This window comes from Aliivibrio sp. 1S175, from assembly GCF_001690985.1.
Taxonomy (GTDB): Bacteria; Pseudomonadota; Gammaproteobacteria; order Enterobacterales; family Vibrionaceae; genus Aliivibrio.
In genome coordinates this window covers 226,390-242,708 of the sequence record NZ_MAJS01000013.1, presented here as the reverse complement: position 1 = coordinate 242,708, position 16,319 = coordinate 226,390, and the positions used below count along the sequence as shown (strand labels likewise).

Here is a 16,319-nt window from a genome sequence, read left to right as displayed (position 1 = left end):
TTATTATATTGAATCGTTGATTGCTGCGTATGTTATTTTTTCTTGTAGACCTTTTTTTGATGCCCTTAATAATAAATATCCTACAGAACCAACGAGCACTGCCATTAATACATAAAGTAAGCGGCCCCATAGAGGGTTAGGAACAAATATTAGTGTAGATAACGCAATTGCAGCCATTACTAATACTCGGCCCAGTAAACGTTGTTGTTTACTGTCCATTTTAATGGTTTCTTCATCTTGTATTGACTCTACTGGAGTACTTACATTATTAAAGAATTCGTTAATTTCCTCTGCTCGTTTACCAACTGGCTCTTTATAAAAGAGTTGCGTTGATAAGAAGAAACCACCAGTAATAACAATATGACCAACAACACCCATTGTGATGGACTTCATTTCAGCAAACTCACGAACTGAGAGTGGATGAGGTAAATTTAAAACACTTTGAATCATTTCTGGAGTTATAACAAAAGCGATAACAGCAGAAACACAACCACCTACAGCAATTGTTGCCCAACCAGACCAATCTGGTGTTTTACGAACAAAGAAACAAAGTAGAGAAGGGATTAGTACAGGGAATGCAACTAATGTACTAACAAGCATTAATGCATCAAATAATCCGAACCCTTGTAATTCACTCATTAATAAACCAGCAACGATGATTACTAGTCCAAAAACAATCGTAGATATTTTACTCGCAAGAACGAGGCTTTTCTCTGAAGCATTTTTATTAATATGTGGTTCGTATACGTTTTTAATGAAGATTCCAGCATTACGGTTTAAGGCTGAATCCATTGATGACATCGTTGCAGCAAACATCGCTGACATCATTAACCCAATCATCCCCAGAGGCATTTCATTTCGTACAAAGACAAAGTAAGTTGCATCACTTGCTTTTGAACCTAGAGCGTCTAATCCCCAAGTACTGATATCTGGGTAGTTACCTGCAACATACCAAGCGGGTAGGAACCAAATGAATGGACCAACAAACATTAAGCAAGCGGCTAATATTGCTGCTTTACGCGCATTTTTAGTGTCTTTTGCCGAAATGTAACGATACGAGTCAATCATGTTATTGGTACTAAAAAATTGCTTAACAAATATACAAATAAACCAACCGACAAAAAGGTAACTGTATGAGTAGCCATCACCAACAAATGGTTGTTCTGTTAGCCCTTTCTCTAAAATTGGTGTAATCCCTCCTGACTTCCAAATAGCAACAAGTGTCGCGATAAAGGTAACAACCGTAATGATGATCATCTGTAGGAAATCTGATGCAACTACTGCCCAGCTACCACCAACTAAAGACATTAATAGTACTACTAACCCAGCAGCAATTATGGTTGTGCTGATTGGAATATTAAATACAGCACTGGCAAAAACTGCAAGTCCGTTAAGCCATAGAGAGGCTTGTAAAACACTTGATGGAACTGTTGCCCAAGTAAACACTTGCTCACTGACAGCACCGAAGCGCATTCTTATCCCTTGAATAGGGCTGATCACTCGCATTTGTCGCGCTTTTGCTGCAAAAAATAAGTAATTACAAAAATAACCAAGTGCATTAGCAAAGAAGATAACAACAATAGATAGGCCAGCTGTTAATGCTTTCCCCATAACGCCAGTAAAAGTCATAGCACTTAATGCTGTCATGAAGGCGGTGGAACCTACCATCCACCATAGCATTTTACCACCACCTCTAAAGTAATCACTTGTTGACGATGAAGCATCACGGAACATCCAACCAATGCCCATTAAAAAGGCAAAATAGACCAATACAATAAATATATCAATACTCATAATTTACTCTCTTTCCTTGTTGAGATAACTCACGTTTAATTGCCATTTCCATGCCTCTAATTTCAGCTAGACCTTTTAAGCGGCCAATAGCTGAATATCCAGGGTTAATCTCTTTCTTTAAATCATCAAGAATTTGATGCCCATGGTCTGGTCTCATTGGTATTTGGAATGATATGGTTGTTTTTTTTCTTATATTTTCTTCTTCTAAAATAGCTTTTATTATGTCATACATATCTATATCTCCGTCGATATGTGATGCTTCATGAAAACTAGAACTATTATGTTCTCTTTGAGTTGAACGTAGGTGTAAGAAGTAGATGTGACTGCCATATTGCTTAATAATATCAACAAGATCATTATCAGGGCTAACACCTAGAGAACCAGTACAAACAGTTAATCCATTGGTTGAACTAGGTACAGTAGCGCGTAGCCATGCAATATCATCAATCGTAGACATTATGCGTGGTAGACCACAAATAGGACGTGGTGGATCATCTGGATGGATAGCCATATTAATGCCAACTTGTTCGCAAATTGGTGTTAGCTCATTTAGAAAGAAAGCCAGATTTTCACGTAATTTTTCTTTATTTGTATTTTCATATCGGTCGAGCTGTTGTCTGAATTGTTCTAGAGTGTAGCCTTCTTCAGCACCAGGTAGACCTGCAATAATATTGGAAACAAGTTTGTTTATATTTTCTTGGTTCATATTATTAAAATAAGTAAGAGCTTCTATATGCTCTTGCTCGGTATAATCATCTTTTGCCCCTTTTCGTTTTAAGATAAACAATTCAAAAGCGGCAAATGCAATTTGATCGAATCGTAACGTACGAGAACCGTCAGCTAATTCATAAGTTAGATCTGTACGAGTCCAATCTAAAATAGGCATAAAATTATAACAAACAGTATTAATACCACATTCAGCTAAGTTAATAATTGTTTGTTTATAATTCTCTATATATTGTAAATAATTACCTGACGCTAATTTTATTTCTTCATGGACAGGAACACTTTCAACAATATTCCAAGTTAATCCCTCAATTTCAATAAGTTTTTTTCTTATTAATATTTCTTTTTTAGTCCAAACATCCCCATTTTTAATATGATGTAAAGCAGTTACAATTCCGGTAGAACCTGACTGTTTTATATCGCTTAATGATACTGGGTCATCTGGTCCGTACCAGCGCCATGTTTTTTCCATTATTAAACCCTTTTATTTAGAGTGATAGAGTTCGTACCGACCAATAAAGGTAGTATTAAATATTTAACCAAAAAAATTATTTGGTTATTTTATATTTGCTATTGGATTTACATTAAATAAATAACCATCAAATTTTGGGTCTTCAGTATCTGAGAGGTCAAATAATGTATTTTTTACATTTTCTAAATGTTGCCACATAGCTAATTTTGACTCTTTGGGATCTTTCTTTTGCAAAGCAGTAAGGATCTTTTCATGATCAAGTAACCATTCTTTTCTATAATGGTCAGTATTTATGCGGTCATGCAATTTTTTCCACATTAAACTATGCGTTCTTCTTTCCCATGAAAATTGCATCATTTCAACAAGTACTGAGTTTTGAGTCGCTTCAGCAATATAAAAATGAAAACACTTGTCTCCATTTTCTGAAGATTGACGCCCTTGTTCATAGCTTTCTAACTCAAGCCTTTCTAGCTTTAATGCTGATCGCATTTTAGCTATATCATTTGGCGTTACTTGTATTGCCGCAAACTCTGCAATATTACTTTCTAGTAACTGCCTTGCTTGTAACATTTCAAATGGTCCAATATCATCTTTTAACTCGATACCATAGAGCTTATCTGAAGATTTAATAGCTTGATTCAAAACATAAGTTCCAGAACCCATGCGTACTTCAACTAATTTTTCTAGTTCAAGCATAATGATAGCTTCACGAACAACAGTGCGGCTAACGTCTAGCATTGTTGCTATATCGCGCTCGGGAGGAAGTCGTTGCCCTACTTCATAAATACCATCTATTAGTTGTTTCTTTAACCTTTCACCAACTTCTTGATAAGGCCTTTTGTTCATTGTCATAACGGTTTCTCTATTATTAATATCACTCAATAGTAAAGATATTATAGACAGTTAAATTGGTTGTCCAATTACCGTATAAATTAATCATAATGTATGACAAATAGATCAAGCAAGCACTTAAAACCAATAAAGTGGGCTTTATCACGTTTTTTTTAATCATTGGTTGACCAATTTTTATGAGGATATACTTTGTTCCTACTGCCACTCATCTGTATCTGTCTAATAAGGTTAAAGTAATGAATTTAAGCACTGTTGATAGTAAATTCGAATATGAAATACAAAACATTACGTACGATCCTTCTTTCTTAAAGAGTCGTATTGTCCATTTTGGCTTCGGTGCATTTCATCGCTCTCACCAAGCTTTATTTACGAGTGAATTACTCAATCTAGAACAAGGAGATTGGGGGATCTGTGAAATAAACTTATTTGATAAAGAATTGATTGAAAAATTACGCCAACAAAATCATGGGTATACTGTGCTTGAAAAATCGTCAGATTTTTATACGTTAAAGCATTCAGGTTCGATTACCGAGTCGTTACATCCAGAATTAGATGGTTGCCAAGCTATTTTAAGTAAGCTTGTTGAAGATCAAGTGGCTATTGTGTCGTTAACTATTACAGAAAAAGGGTATTGTGCTGATTTTGCTCAAGGTAGATTAGATGCTACTCATCCCATGATTAAAGACGATTTATGTCATCCCCAGAAACCCAGCTCAATCATTGGTTATATTGTTGAGGGTTTACGCCTCCGGAAATTAAAAAAAATGAATGCATTCAGCATATTATCTTGCGATAACATTAATAATAATGGGCATGTAGCTAAAGCTGTTATTTTAGATTATGCAAAATTAGTTGATGAGTCGTTGGCTGAATGGATTGAAGATAAAGTGACTTTTCCATGCACAATGGTTGATCGGATAACACCAGCGGTTGAAGCTAAAGACCGCAAGGATATCCATGAAATATTGGGGTATGACGACCCTTGTGGCGTAGTTTGTGAACCTTTTCGTCAATGGGTCATTGAAGATAATTTTGTAAGCGGTCGACCAAACTGGAATAAGGTTGGGGCTCAATTTGTTGCTGATGTTGCTCCTTTTGAAGAAATGAAATTAAGAATGCTTAATGGCAGTCATTCTTTTATGGCTTATATGGGTAATTTAGCTGGTTTTGATTATATTTCTGAAGTTATGGAGAATAACGATTATCGTGTGGCGGTCTCTGAACTAATGTTTAATGAGCAAGGAGCATCATTAGAAATGCCTGAGGGTGTTGACTTGGATCTTTATGCTCATTCTTTAATTGAGCGCTTCTCTAACCCTAGTTTACAGCATCGAACTTGGCAAATAGCGATGGATGGTAGCCAAAAAATACCACCAAGATTTTGTGAGTCATTAAGAATATTAAAAGCACAAAATAAATCAACAAAATGGATAATTCTGGGTATTGCTGCTTGGATGAAATATGTTGGTCGACGTAACGACCTCAAGCAATATATCGACGTGGTCGACCCATTGGTTGACCAATTTGACGGTATCTACAAAGAATCAGAGACAAATCAACAAGTCGTTTCTAGCCTATTAAATATTCAATCAATTTTTGGCGCTGATATATCAAATGATGTATTAATTCGTTCTGAAATACTTGATATGTATGAACTCTTGGATAAAGAAGGCTCAAAGAAAGCAATCCAATTTGTTATGTCTAAAAAATAATTAATGAAAAGCAATAAGAGAATATACAATGAATTATGAAGGTAAGTTATTTACGTTTACACAAAATAGAGTTTGGCGTACCTATACAGGGGGAAGAACGCTAGATCAAATAGTTAATCTTGATTCACCGAAAGATAATCATTTCCCTGAAGATTGGATAGGTTCGACAACACAAGCAAAAAATAAAGGTAGGGAAGAGATTAAAGAAGGGATCTCTTCTGTGCTAATTGATAATGAGGTTGTTAAATTTGATGAGTTAATTAATTCAAATTCAAATTATTTCCTTGGGTCAGAGCATGTGGAGAAGTTTGGTAATAATCCAATGTTGCTTGTAAAATATTTAGATTCTTCAGTTCGATTGCATTTCCAGGTTCATCCAACCGCTGATTTTGCGCAAAAGCACTTAAATTCCCCTTGTGGTAAAGCTGAGGCTTATTATGTTCTGCAAACAAGGGATGAGATTACAGATCCTTATATTTATCTTGGTTTTCAACACCCACCTAAAAAAGAGGTATTGAAATCAATGATTGAAGAGCAGCGCATTGATGATATTGCTGACTGCTTTGAAAAAATAGAAGTAAAACCAGGGGATTGTTTCTATATCCCTGGTGGTATTCCTCATGCGATTGGTGAGGGGATTTTAATTATTGAAATTATGGAACCTTCTGACTGGGCTGTTCGATTTGAGTTTGAAAAATCGGGTTATGTTATGCCTGAAGAAGCTAGGTTCATGAATCGAGACCTTGATTTTTGTTTAAATGTATTCGATTTTAAAGAGATTTCTAAGAAAGATGTTTATAAAAATTACCAGCAAGAACCTTTGCTAGTAACTCAATATAATGAATTCTCTTATAAGGAGTCTTTGATTGATTCTCGAGCGACAGAAAGCTTTAGGGTGAGTAAATCAATCGTAAAGGGAACAATAGAGAAATCAGAAAATCATTTTTACATTGCTTTAATCCTTGAAGGAGAATGTACAGTTCAATGTAATAATGAAACCCTTCATTTAAATAAATTTGATAAGTTTTTCTGTCCCCACGGTGTAGATAGTATCTCTATTACTTCTGATCATGGAGTTCAGATTTTAGAATGCTCTCCGCCGCTTGCGTGATAGAAAGTAACTTAAGATCCTGTACCTTTAATCGTGTGTTGTATTAGATTAAACACCTAAAGAAAAGTACTTTAGGTGTTTTGTTTTATTGACACGTTAGTGCAATCTTAGATCCTAATAATGGAAATTGAATTGATGACTTTGTAAATATACACTGGCCTCCTGTTTGATTTAGAGAATATTGATCACTGTGTTAATTACGCCGCCTTAAACGCTCCATCCCCCCTATAGCTCTCATTGCTAACCTAAGCACTGTACTCGACTGAGTATTCGGCTTAACTCTTTGCGCTTGTTAATTCTTTGCCGTACTTTCGGCTACTTTTCCGCGCCAAAATTTTATCAAAGAAGCACCTATTTACCCCCCAGATCTATTTCTGGTGCGTATTGCCGTGCATAAATTGAGAATTCAATGTTTAAAAATTTCAAAACTGACTGGATGTCTAATGTCCGTGGTGATCTCCTTGCGGGCATCGTTGTTGCTCTCGCTCTAATCCCTGAAGCCATCGCTTTTTCTATTATCGCAGGTGTTGATCCTAAAATTGGGTTATACGCTTCTTTCAGTATTTCAGTTGTTATTGCTTTTACTGGCGGTCGCTCTGGGATGATCTCAGCCGCGACGGGTGCCATGGCACTATTGATGGTCACATTAGTTAAAGAACACGGGTTAGAATACTTGCTTGCTGTGACGGTTCTTACTGGTGTATTACAGATTTTAGCGGGTTATTTAAAACTCGGTAGCTTGATGCGTTTTGTTTCTCGCTCAGTGGTTACCGGTTTTGTGAATGCGTTAGCCATACTTATTTTTATGGCGCAACTTCCTGAATTAACCAATGTAACTTGGCATGTTTACGCCATGACAGCCGCCGGTTTAGGGATTATCTATCTGTTCCCATACCTACCGGTTATCGGTAAATTAATTCCTTCGCCTTTAGTCTGTATTATCGTATTAACTGCCATTTCGATGTCATTTAATATTGATATTCGTACCGTGGGAGACATGGGGAACTTACCTGATACCTTGCCAATTTTCTTATGGCCTGATGTGCCTTTAAACCTAGAAACGCTATTAATTATCTTGCCGTATTCTATTGGTTTGGCTGTGGTGGGTTTATTAGAATCCATGATGACAGCAACGATTGTCGATGATCTCACCGATACCAGCAGCGATAAAAACCGCGAGTGTAAAGGCCAAGGGCTTGCCAATATCTTTACGGGTTTTCTTGGTGGTATGGCAGGTTGTGCGATGATCGGACAATCAATGATTAATATAAAGTCGGGCGGCCGTGGACGTTTATCAACGTTATCTGCTGGCGTGTTTTTGTTAATTATGGTGGTTTTTCTTGGTCCGTGGTTAAAACAAATCCCAATGGCAGCCTTAGTTGCTGTGATGATAATGGTATCTATCGGTACTTTTTCATGGAGTTCAATTACTGATTTAAGAAAGCACCCAATATCAACTAATATTGTTATGTTAGCCACGGTGATTATTGTGGTAATGACGCATAATTTAGCTATTGGTGTTCTGGTCGGTGTCTTGCTTGCGTCATTATTCTTTGCTAATAAAATCAGTCGAATGATGGTGATAAAGACTAATTCGGACGCACATAAATCGCGTAAATATACCGTAATAGGGCAAGTATTTTTCGCCTCATCGGATAAATTTATTACTTCTTTTGATTTTAAAGAAGTGATCGAGAGCGTGACGATTGATTTATCGGCTGCGCATTTCTGGGATGTTACCTCAGTCTCTGCATTGGATAAAGTGGTGGTCAAGTTTCGCCGAGAGGGGACGCAAGTCGAGCTTATTGGAATGAACCAAGCAACCCAGACGATTGTTGATAAATTTGGTGTACATGACAAACCAGAAGAAGTTGAAAAACTATTGGCCGGACATTAAGGATTAGAAAATGAAAAATATAATAGCTTGTATTGATGGTTCACCGATGACGATTGCAACGTGTGAAGCGAGTGCGTGGGTTGCATCGAAGATTAATGCGCCGCTTATCTTATTGCACGCTCTCGATAAAACGACCAGACCCGTTGTGAGCGAGTTCTCAGGACAAATTGGATTAGGTAGCCAAGAAGAGTTGCTTAATGAACTTGCAAAATTGGATGAAGCCCGCAGTAAAGTCGCACTCAAGCATGGGAAGCAATTGCTGGAAGAAGCGGCTGAATGGGTAATGAATAAAGGCATTAGCCATGTTGAGCAACTACAACGTCATGGAAGTTTACTGGAAAGCCTGATTGATTTAGAAAATGAACTAAGAGTATTAGTGATTGGTAAATTAGGTGAAGAGCAGGACAGTAATAAAACGATAGGGTCTCAACTTGAAAGTGTTATTCGTTCTATTAAATCCCATACGTTAGTGGTGAATGCGCCATTTTCTATCCCAACGTCTTATCTCATTGCTTTTGATGGCAGTCCAACGAGTGAAAAACTGATTGAAAAAGCAATCAATACGCCTCTGCTTTTGGGATTGGATTGTCATTTAGTGATGGTGGATGATTTTGCAGAAAAAAGTGCGGCTTTTGAGAAAGCGGCCATTAAATTAAAAAATGCAGGACTTAGTGTGCATGAAGACATACTGTCAGGATCTGTTGATGATGCTTTGCTGAAGTACCAGAAAGATCACCAGATAGGCATGATGGTAATGGGTGCTTATGGACATTCAACGCTAAGACAGTTTTTTTTAGGCAGTAACACAACCAAGGTATTAATAAAAAGTGAAGTGCCTTTATTGTTAATACGTTAATTATTTAAATTAAACTTAAATACAAATAAAACGCCTAAAGTTAATTGCTTTAGGCGTTTTTTATGGCTGAAGTTTAGGTAACAACATCGTCTCTTTTGGTTATTATTGCAGACTAAGCCATTGCTTGGTTACTTGGTCAATCGCTTTTCCTTCTCGGGAAACTTGATAATCGAGCGCGGCGATAATTTCATTAGAGAATTTAAGTGAGTCCAATTTTTCAATTTGTTCTTGAGTGAAGTTAATGGACTTATCTTGTCGAAGTAATAAGACTGCACGATCAACTATCCCCAATAATCCTTCAGGTTCGGAAATTTCACGGATATTGTATTTATGATGTAGAAATTGCGGCTTCCATAATGGAACAACAACCCATTCTTTATTCTCGACAGCGTGTTCAAATGCATTAAAGCAATCTTCCTCGCTTCCGGTATAGAAGGTGTAACCTGCGTTGTTTAAACCGTATGTTTCCATCATTTTGATTGAAAATCGGGTAATTCCCGCCCGCGGATTAATGCCCTGAATTGTATTGTTCATGCGTAAAACGACGTCTGGTTTCAGCAAATCTTTTACTTCAGAGATAGAACTTTCTGGGATGTAATCAGGAACTCCCCAATGAGCATACGGTTTATAATGTAGCCCTAATTCAAGCAATTCGACTTTTTCTTCTACATCAGATTTGTATATCCCGTGACTAGAGGGAAGCCAAGCAGAAGCGAGCATATCAATGTCGCCAGATTTTAATTTCTCAAAATTTTCTTGGTGTGGAGAATAAATACGTTCAACATCAAAACCCATATTAGTTAAAATATGTGAAATGATGGATGCCGTTACTCGATGAAAAGAAAGATCCGTGACACCAAGGATTATTTTGTTTTTCATAGCTCCGTCTCTAGTATTTTTTCACTGTAGGCTGGGTAGTCAATATAACCTTGTTCATTACCGCCAAATAACGTATTACCATCTAATGTAGCGAGGTCATGATTGTTTTCTAAACGTGATACCAAGTCTGGGTTTGATACGAATGGGCGACCAAAAGCGATAAGATCGGCATAGCCTTTATTTAGGATCTCATTTGCACGTTCTTGTGTGTAGCTACCTGCAACAATAATAGAATTGGTGAACCGTTTTCTTAGTTTAATGCGGAAGTTTTCAGGAATAACAGGCGCATCGTCCCAATCTGCTTCAGATAAATGCAAATAAGCAATATCACGAGATTGTAATTCTTTTGAAGCGTCAAGAATGGTTGGCACAATATCAGGGCAATCCATGTCTTTAAATGTAATGAAGGGTGCAAGGCGAACACCAACTTTATCGGCACCGATCTCTTTACTTACTGCGTCAACAACTTCAAGTAGAAAACGAAGACGGTTCTCACGAGAATCCCCATACTTATCCGTTCTATGGTTAGAGTTAGTACGAAGAAATTGATCAATTAAATATCCGTTACCGCCGTGTATTTCAACACCATCAAAACCGGCTTCGACTGCGCGTTTTGCAGAGTAGGCGAAATCTTGAATGACACGGTTGATGTCTTCATGAGTCATTGCTCGCGGCTGGATACAATCAACCATATTACCATTACCTTGTTCATCCGAAATCCACACTTTGGTTTCGACAGGAGCGAGAGCAGATGGCGCAATAGGTAATTCACCTTTTTGGAAAGTAGGATGAGATACACGGCCTACATGCCAAAGCTGACAGAACATAGCCGCACCTTGAGAGTGAGCAGCTTTGGTTATTGGTTGCCATCCTTTTACTTGTTCATCGGTATAAACTCCTGGGGTAAATGAGTACCCTTGGGAGTCATCTGAAATTTGAGTCGCTTCAGAGATAATTAATCCGGCAGTTGCACGTTGCTTGTAGTAGGTCGCCATCATGTCATTTGGAATGTTACCCGGCTGGCTAGTACGTGCGCGAGTCATTGGAGCCATGACAACTCGATTTTGTAAGTTCAGATTGTTTAGTTTTGTTTTTTTAAATAATGAATTCATGATTGTATGCCTCTTTGTTTTTTCATCGTAAGTATTGAAGAAGTCTTAGTCGTTTTTTAATGTGAAATTTGTATTCTGTTAATTAATTAGGGCACCACCATCAACATCGATGATTGAACCTGTCATGTATGGATTTGCAATTGCCATCACATAGGCCATCGCAATATCTGAAGCTTGACCAATGTGCCCAACAGGTAAATTTTGTTTAGCGTTGTCATACATAGATTTGCGATTTTCCTCATCCATATTTTGATAAGCCGTAGTGGCTGTTAATCCGGGACTTACCGCGTTGACTCGTATTGGTGCAAGCTCTTTCGCAAGTACTTTGGTTACGATTTCTAATGCAGCATTCATTGCTGATTTTACATAGGTATTTGCCACAACTTTACGTGACAGCATCCCCGTTGTAAGGGTGATAGAACCATTGGGTTTTAGGTATCGAGCTGCATTTTTTGCCGCATGAATTGAACCCCAAAACTTAGTATCAAAGGCGTTTTTTGCTTCTTCGGTAACCACATCAACTACTTTTCCTGATGGTGCGAATGAGCCAGCAGTAATCACAAGATGATCAATAGGACCGATGGATTCAAAATAATGATGAACCGAGTTTTCATCACTGATGTCTAGTCCGGTAGATCGACTGGCAACATGAACAATATTACTTTCATTAGTGAAATGTTGGGCTACAGCCTCCCCAATCCCTGATGTTCCGCCAATGATGACGAACGTAGTTTTGCCTTGATTCATAATGCGTTCCTTCTGAAATCGTAGTGAGATAGTGCGGTGCATGGGAATTATTCAGAGTAAAGATAGAAATAAAAGCCCTGAAAAAATAAGTACTAGACTTTCTATTCTCTGTACTAATTTGTAATCAAAAATACCTATGTCCTCTGTTGTTAAACAAAAGGAAATGTTGTTGATACTGCCTTGGCACGAGGGGTCTTTTTTTATTTTTGAATTTAAAAGCATCCTAATGTTCCTTTGTTATAAGGCTCAGGTTATGAGCCTTTTTAGAAGGGGAGAAATTAGCTAAGATTAGGAGTTACTTGTATTGGAGATAGCTCTTTTCTATTTGCTTTCGCAATGAATAGTAAACCTATGATAGGGACGACTACGGCAGCAAAAGGGATCATGCTTGCACCGAGCTGACTATCAAGCACCATTCCGCCTAAGAAACCACCGAACGCATTTGCTAAGTTAAATGCAGATATGTTTGCTGTCGCTGCAAGCTCTTGACCTTCACCGCCGTGATTCATTACTCGAAGTTGCATAGCGGGTACATTCGCAAATGAGGCAATACCAAAGATAAACGCAGCAATAACAAAGAGGATCTTGTTATCAACAACCAGGCCAACAACAATTAATGAAATGATCATTGCAACAGCCCAGAACATAGATGCTTTGTTTAGGTTTTTGTCAGAAGAGCGACCCCCTAAAATATTACCAATGATTAGGCCTGCACCAACAATCACTAAAATCCATGTTACAGCGGCTTCACCATAACCCGTTGTATGCATAGCAATAGGCGCAAGGTAACCATACAGAGTCATAAAACCAGACCATGATAATGCAGTGATCGCTAAGCTAATGATCAACATTGGATTTTTGAATGCAGCAAGCTGAGTTTTAATGTCTTTCGCTTCACCGTGTCCTGTTGATTTAATTGAGGTTAGAATTGAAATCATTGCAATGGCACCAAAGGCTGCAACTGTAAAGAAAGTAGTGTGCCATCCGAACTGTAAACTGATCCAAGTACCAGCAGGAACCCCTAGAACATTGGCAAGCGTTAAGCCCGCAAACATTTGACCTACAGCACGTCCAGCCATTTTTTCAGAGACTAAATTGGTCGCAACAACAGCACCAATGCCATAAAAAGGCCCTTGAACAAGACCCGCAACAACGCGGCTAATGAGTAGTAAGTGATAGGTTGGCGCTAGTGCTGATAAAATATTACCGATAATAAATAGAGCCATTAATCCAGTTAAAACGAGCTTCTTATTAAAACGGGCTAAATAAATGGTTAAGATAGGACCGCCAATAACAATGGCTAATGCATAGGCACTGATTAAGTAGCCAGCTTGGCCTTCAGTAATAGACAGTGACGTAGCTATTTGCGGAAGGATACCCGCAATAACAAATTCAGCAGTGCCAATTGCGAAGGCCGCTAATGTTAATATCCAGACTTGAAATGGCATTTTTTCTTTATTCATGATGTACCTTTAACTTATTTTATTGTTGTGACCTAATGATGATGATTATATACATTCGCTTTAATTTGATAATTGAGTAAAATATAAAATCATTGTTCAGGTTTTCTGAATAATGATAATTGGTAATATATAAGATTGAAATAACCGAGAAGGTGGCAATGGATAAGTTTTCTGATATGACAATGTTTGTAAGTGTCATCAAGCATCAAGGGTTGGCGGCGGCTGGGCGTGAGTTGGGTCTTTCTCCTGCAGCGATGACAGCAAGATTACAGGGCTTAGAAGAGCGATATGGTGTAAAGCTACTGAATCGAAGCACAAGGCATATATCCCTTACCGATTCTGGTTACCTGTATCATAAGGCGTGTCTTGAGATCCTTGATAATGTAAAAGAGACAGAGAACCTGATATTAAATGGGGTGAAAGAAGTAAAAGGGTCACTTAAAATCAGTGCGCCAAAAGACATTGGTAAGCAATATATCCTTCCTATTTTGTCTGAGTTTTGTGAAAAATACCCTGAGGTGGTGCCGTATTTATATTTGAATGATGATGTTTCAAATATTGCTGAATCAGGCATTGATATTGTGGTTCGATACGGAGAACTCGCTGATAGTAGTTTGATATCTCGACGGTTATCGTCAAGCCATCGAGTATTATGTGCATCACCTAAATATCTAGCAAAGTATGGTACGCCGTTAACGCCACAAGATTTAGTCAATCATAATTGTCTTGCTATGGTGCGCAGTAACGAAGAGCTTAAAACGTGGCATTTTCAAGATACAGATAAGAAGAATGTAATAACGGTATTACCTAAACGATTTTCAGATGATGGTGAAGTCGTTCGATATTGGGCATTAGAAGGCTCAGGCATTGCTTTGAAGTCGATATTAGATGTGCAGGATGATATTAATAACTTACGCCTTGTGACGGTGCTTAATGGTTATATGGCAAATTTCAATACATCGACGTCGGTATCAAGCGCCGATTTGAATGTGGTATACATTAGTAAAAAATATCAGCCAAAACGAATTCGATTATTTTTAGATTTTCTTTTTGAAAGGTTTGGTGCGTTGAAAGCGAATGAATAAATTTGAAAGGCTAATAAAAAACACTGAGCCAAAGGGGTGACTCAGTGTTTATCTGTTAGGGGCTATTGTTACGATCTCGTGTTTACATCATCACCAAACTTGCCGTTCCTAAGAAAGCAAAGAAGCCGACCACATCCGTGACTGTGGTTAAAATAACAGAACCAGCAAGCGCAGGATCTAACTTAAACTTATCTAAGGTGATAGGAATAAGAACTCCAAACAGAGCCGCCGTAATAATGTTTACAATAATGGCGAGTGAAATTGTGGCACCTAACGCGAACGACTGGAACCAAGCACCAGCAAGACCACCGATGATTAATGACCATAACAAACCGTTGATTGAGCCAATCCCCAATTCATTCTTTAATAATGCAAAACGGTTACCAGGAGTGATTTGATTTAGTGCCATTGCACGAACCATTAAGGTTAATGTTTGGCTGCCAGCAATACCGCCCATAGAGGCCACGATTGGCATTAATACTGCCAGTGCAACGACTTGGGTAATGACATCTTCAAATAACCCAATCGTTACAGACGCTAATATTGCAGTCAAAAGATTAATACCCAGCCACACGCCACGTTTTTTTGAACTCTTAAGGATAGGAGAGAAAAGATCGTCCCCTTCATCCATACCGGTACCGGCCATTAAACGAGTTTCGTAAATTTCACGTTGGGTATTAATCGCAAATTGCCAATCAAGTTGCCCAATTAAAACGTTATCGTCGTCGATAATCGCCACACTGGGTACGGCTGAGTGTTCAACGGCTTCAATACTTTCATTGAGAGGTTGGTGCACATTAAGAACTAAGCAATCTTCTAATTTCAATGTGTTGATTTTAACTGAATCGTCAGCAGTTAAAATATCCGTGTATTGCACAATACCGTGAAACTTATGCGCTCGGTTAATTAAGTGCATATATTGATGAGATTCAAATAAATTGGTTTTTAAAAGCTTTTTCGCTCGTCCTACGCTGACGTTAAAAGGCAGTGTGGCGATTTTCCTGTCCGCCCAGTGGCCCACTTCATCATCATCATACTGCTTTGCATCATCATATAAATCCAATTCATCACGGTTGATGAGTTGCAAAGCAAGGCTGAAAATATCGTCAGGGAGAGATTCTGCCCACTCAATTAACGATAAGTTATCCAGTTTAGCTAAGGTGAAGTTTAACTCTGCTTCTGACAGCTCTTCTAGAATGGCGACACGAGCATCAGCACGCATTTCTGTTAATACATCAATGTGCATTTCGAGTGGCAGACGACGCCATAACTGCACACGTTGATCAACAGGGAAGGCTTCTAATATACGAGCAAATGAACCGTTATCTAAGCCATTTTCAACGTATTCACCGAGAAGTTTAAATTGTTCTTCTTGCTCTACGTTAAAAAGCGTCTCAATTTGAAAGGATAGGTCTTGATGTTCGTTCAATGTCGTACTCCATTGGCGGCAGCAGTATTCAAAAAATAATAAGTAAAATATTAAATGCGGTAGTCAGTTATTGGAATTTAACTACTTTTTATAGCAGATTTTTTAAATGAATTGTAAAAACCAGCTATTTAGAAAGAAAGATAGCCTATATATAAGCTAAAGAAAATAGGAAAAATGCAACGCG

Annotated in this window: 13 protein-coding genes; 5 read left to right on the top strand and 8 right to left on the bottom strand. The window is 38.0% G+C overall.

Annotated features, from left to right (window positions below; genetic code table 11):
* Positions 1 to 3: 3 nt before the first annotated feature.
* From A6E06_RS07420 to A6E06_RS07410, 3 genes are all read right to left on the bottom strand, one after another.
* Entirely contained in the window at positions 4 to 1,794 is a 1,791-nt protein-coding gene (locus A6E06_RS07420; protein WP_065592000.1) for a transporter, read from the bottom strand.
* On the bottom strand, positions 1,784 to 2,992 hold the full coding sequence (gene uxuA, locus A6E06_RS07415; protein WP_065591999.1) for a mannonate dehydratase: 1,209 nt from the start codon (positions 2,990 to 2,992) through the stop codon (positions 1,784 to 1,786). Before uxuA ends, A6E06_RS07420 begins: the two co-directional genes overlap by 11 nt.
* 84 nt (positions 2,993 to 3,076) lie before the next feature.
* A complete protein-coding gene (locus A6E06_RS07410) occupies positions 3,077 to 3,844 on the bottom strand; it encodes a GntR family transcriptional regulator (RefSeq protein ID WP_141676912.1) in 768 nt (255 codons plus the stop codon).
* A gap of 236 nt (positions 3,845 to 4,080) precedes the next feature.
* Between A6E06_RS07410 and A6E06_RS07405 the strand changes: the two genes are divergently transcribed.
* The 4 genes from A6E06_RS07405 (at position 4,081) to A6E06_RS07390 (ending at position 9,420) form a co-directional block, all read left to right on the top strand.
* Complete coding sequence (locus A6E06_RS07405) at positions 4,081 to 5,556, top strand: mannitol dehydrogenase family protein (RefSeq protein WP_065591998.1); 1,476 nt, start codon at positions 4,081 to 4,083, stop codon at positions 5,554 to 5,556.
* A 28-nt stretch (positions 5,557 to 5,584) separates the two neighbouring features.
* A complete protein-coding gene (locus A6E06_RS07400; protein WP_065591997.1) occupies positions 5,585 to 6,667 on the top strand; it encodes a class I mannose-6-phosphate isomerase in 1,083 nt (360 codons plus the stop codon).
* Positions 6,668 to 7,076: 409 nt separating this feature from the next.
* Complete coding sequence (locus A6E06_RS07395) at positions 7,077 to 8,564, top strand: SulP family inorganic anion transporter (RefSeq protein WP_065591996.1); 1,488 nt, start codon at positions 7,077 to 7,079, stop codon at positions 8,562 to 8,564.
* Positions 8,565 to 8,574: 10 nt separating this feature from the next.
* Positions 8,575 to 9,420, top strand: a complete 846-nt coding sequence (locus A6E06_RS07390) for a universal stress protein (protein WP_065591995.1) — start codon at positions 8,575 to 8,577, stop codon at positions 9,418 to 9,420.
* A 102-nt stretch (positions 9,421 to 9,522) separates the two neighbouring features.
* On the opposite strand, the gene A6E06_RS07385 is transcribed toward A6E06_RS07390, so the two are convergent.
* The 4 genes from A6E06_RS07385 to A6E06_RS07370 form a co-directional block, all read right to left on the bottom strand.
* Positions 9,523 to 10,299: a glycine betaine ABC transporter substrate-binding protein gene (locus A6E06_RS07385; protein ID WP_065591994.1), complete on the bottom strand. Its 777-nt coding sequence runs from the start codon at positions 10,297 to 10,299 to the stop codon at positions 9,523 to 9,525.
* A complete protein-coding gene (locus tag A6E06_RS07380) occupies positions 10,296 to 11,411 on the bottom strand; it encodes an alkene reductase (protein ID WP_065591993.1) in 1,116 nt (371 codons plus the stop codon). The genes A6E06_RS07385 and A6E06_RS07380 overlap by 4 nt, the downstream gene beginning before the upstream one ends.
* Before the next feature lie 78 nt (positions 11,412 to 11,489).
* The gene (locus A6E06_RS07375; RefSeq protein WP_065591992.1) at positions 11,490 to 12,158 is read right to left on the bottom strand and encodes an SDR family oxidoreductase; all 669 of its coding nucleotides are present in this window, start codon (positions 12,156 to 12,158) and stop codon (positions 11,490 to 11,492) included.
* Between the two features lie 278 nt (positions 12,159 to 12,436).
* Entirely contained in the window at positions 12,437 to 13,621 is a 1,185-nt protein-coding gene (locus A6E06_RS07370; protein ID WP_065591991.1) for an MFS transporter, read from the bottom strand.
* Between the two features lie 158 nt (positions 13,622 to 13,779).
* Between A6E06_RS07370 and A6E06_RS07365 the strand changes: the two genes are divergently transcribed.
* Positions 13,780 to 14,706 carry a LysR family transcriptional regulator gene (locus tag A6E06_RS07365; protein ID WP_065591990.1) on the top strand — a complete coding sequence of 309 codons (927 nt, stop codon included), beginning with the start codon at positions 13,780 to 13,782 and terminating at the stop codon, positions 14,704 to 14,706.
* 82 nt (positions 14,707 to 14,788) lie between these two features.
* Here A6E06_RS07365 and A6E06_RS07360 read toward each other — a convergent pair whose 3' ends face one another.
* Positions 14,789 to 16,135: a magnesium transporter gene (locus A6E06_RS07360; protein ID WP_065591989.1), complete on the bottom strand. Its 1,347-nt coding sequence runs from the start codon at positions 16,133 to 16,135 to the stop codon at positions 14,789 to 14,791.
* Positions 16,136 to 16,319 lie beyond the last annotated feature (184 nt).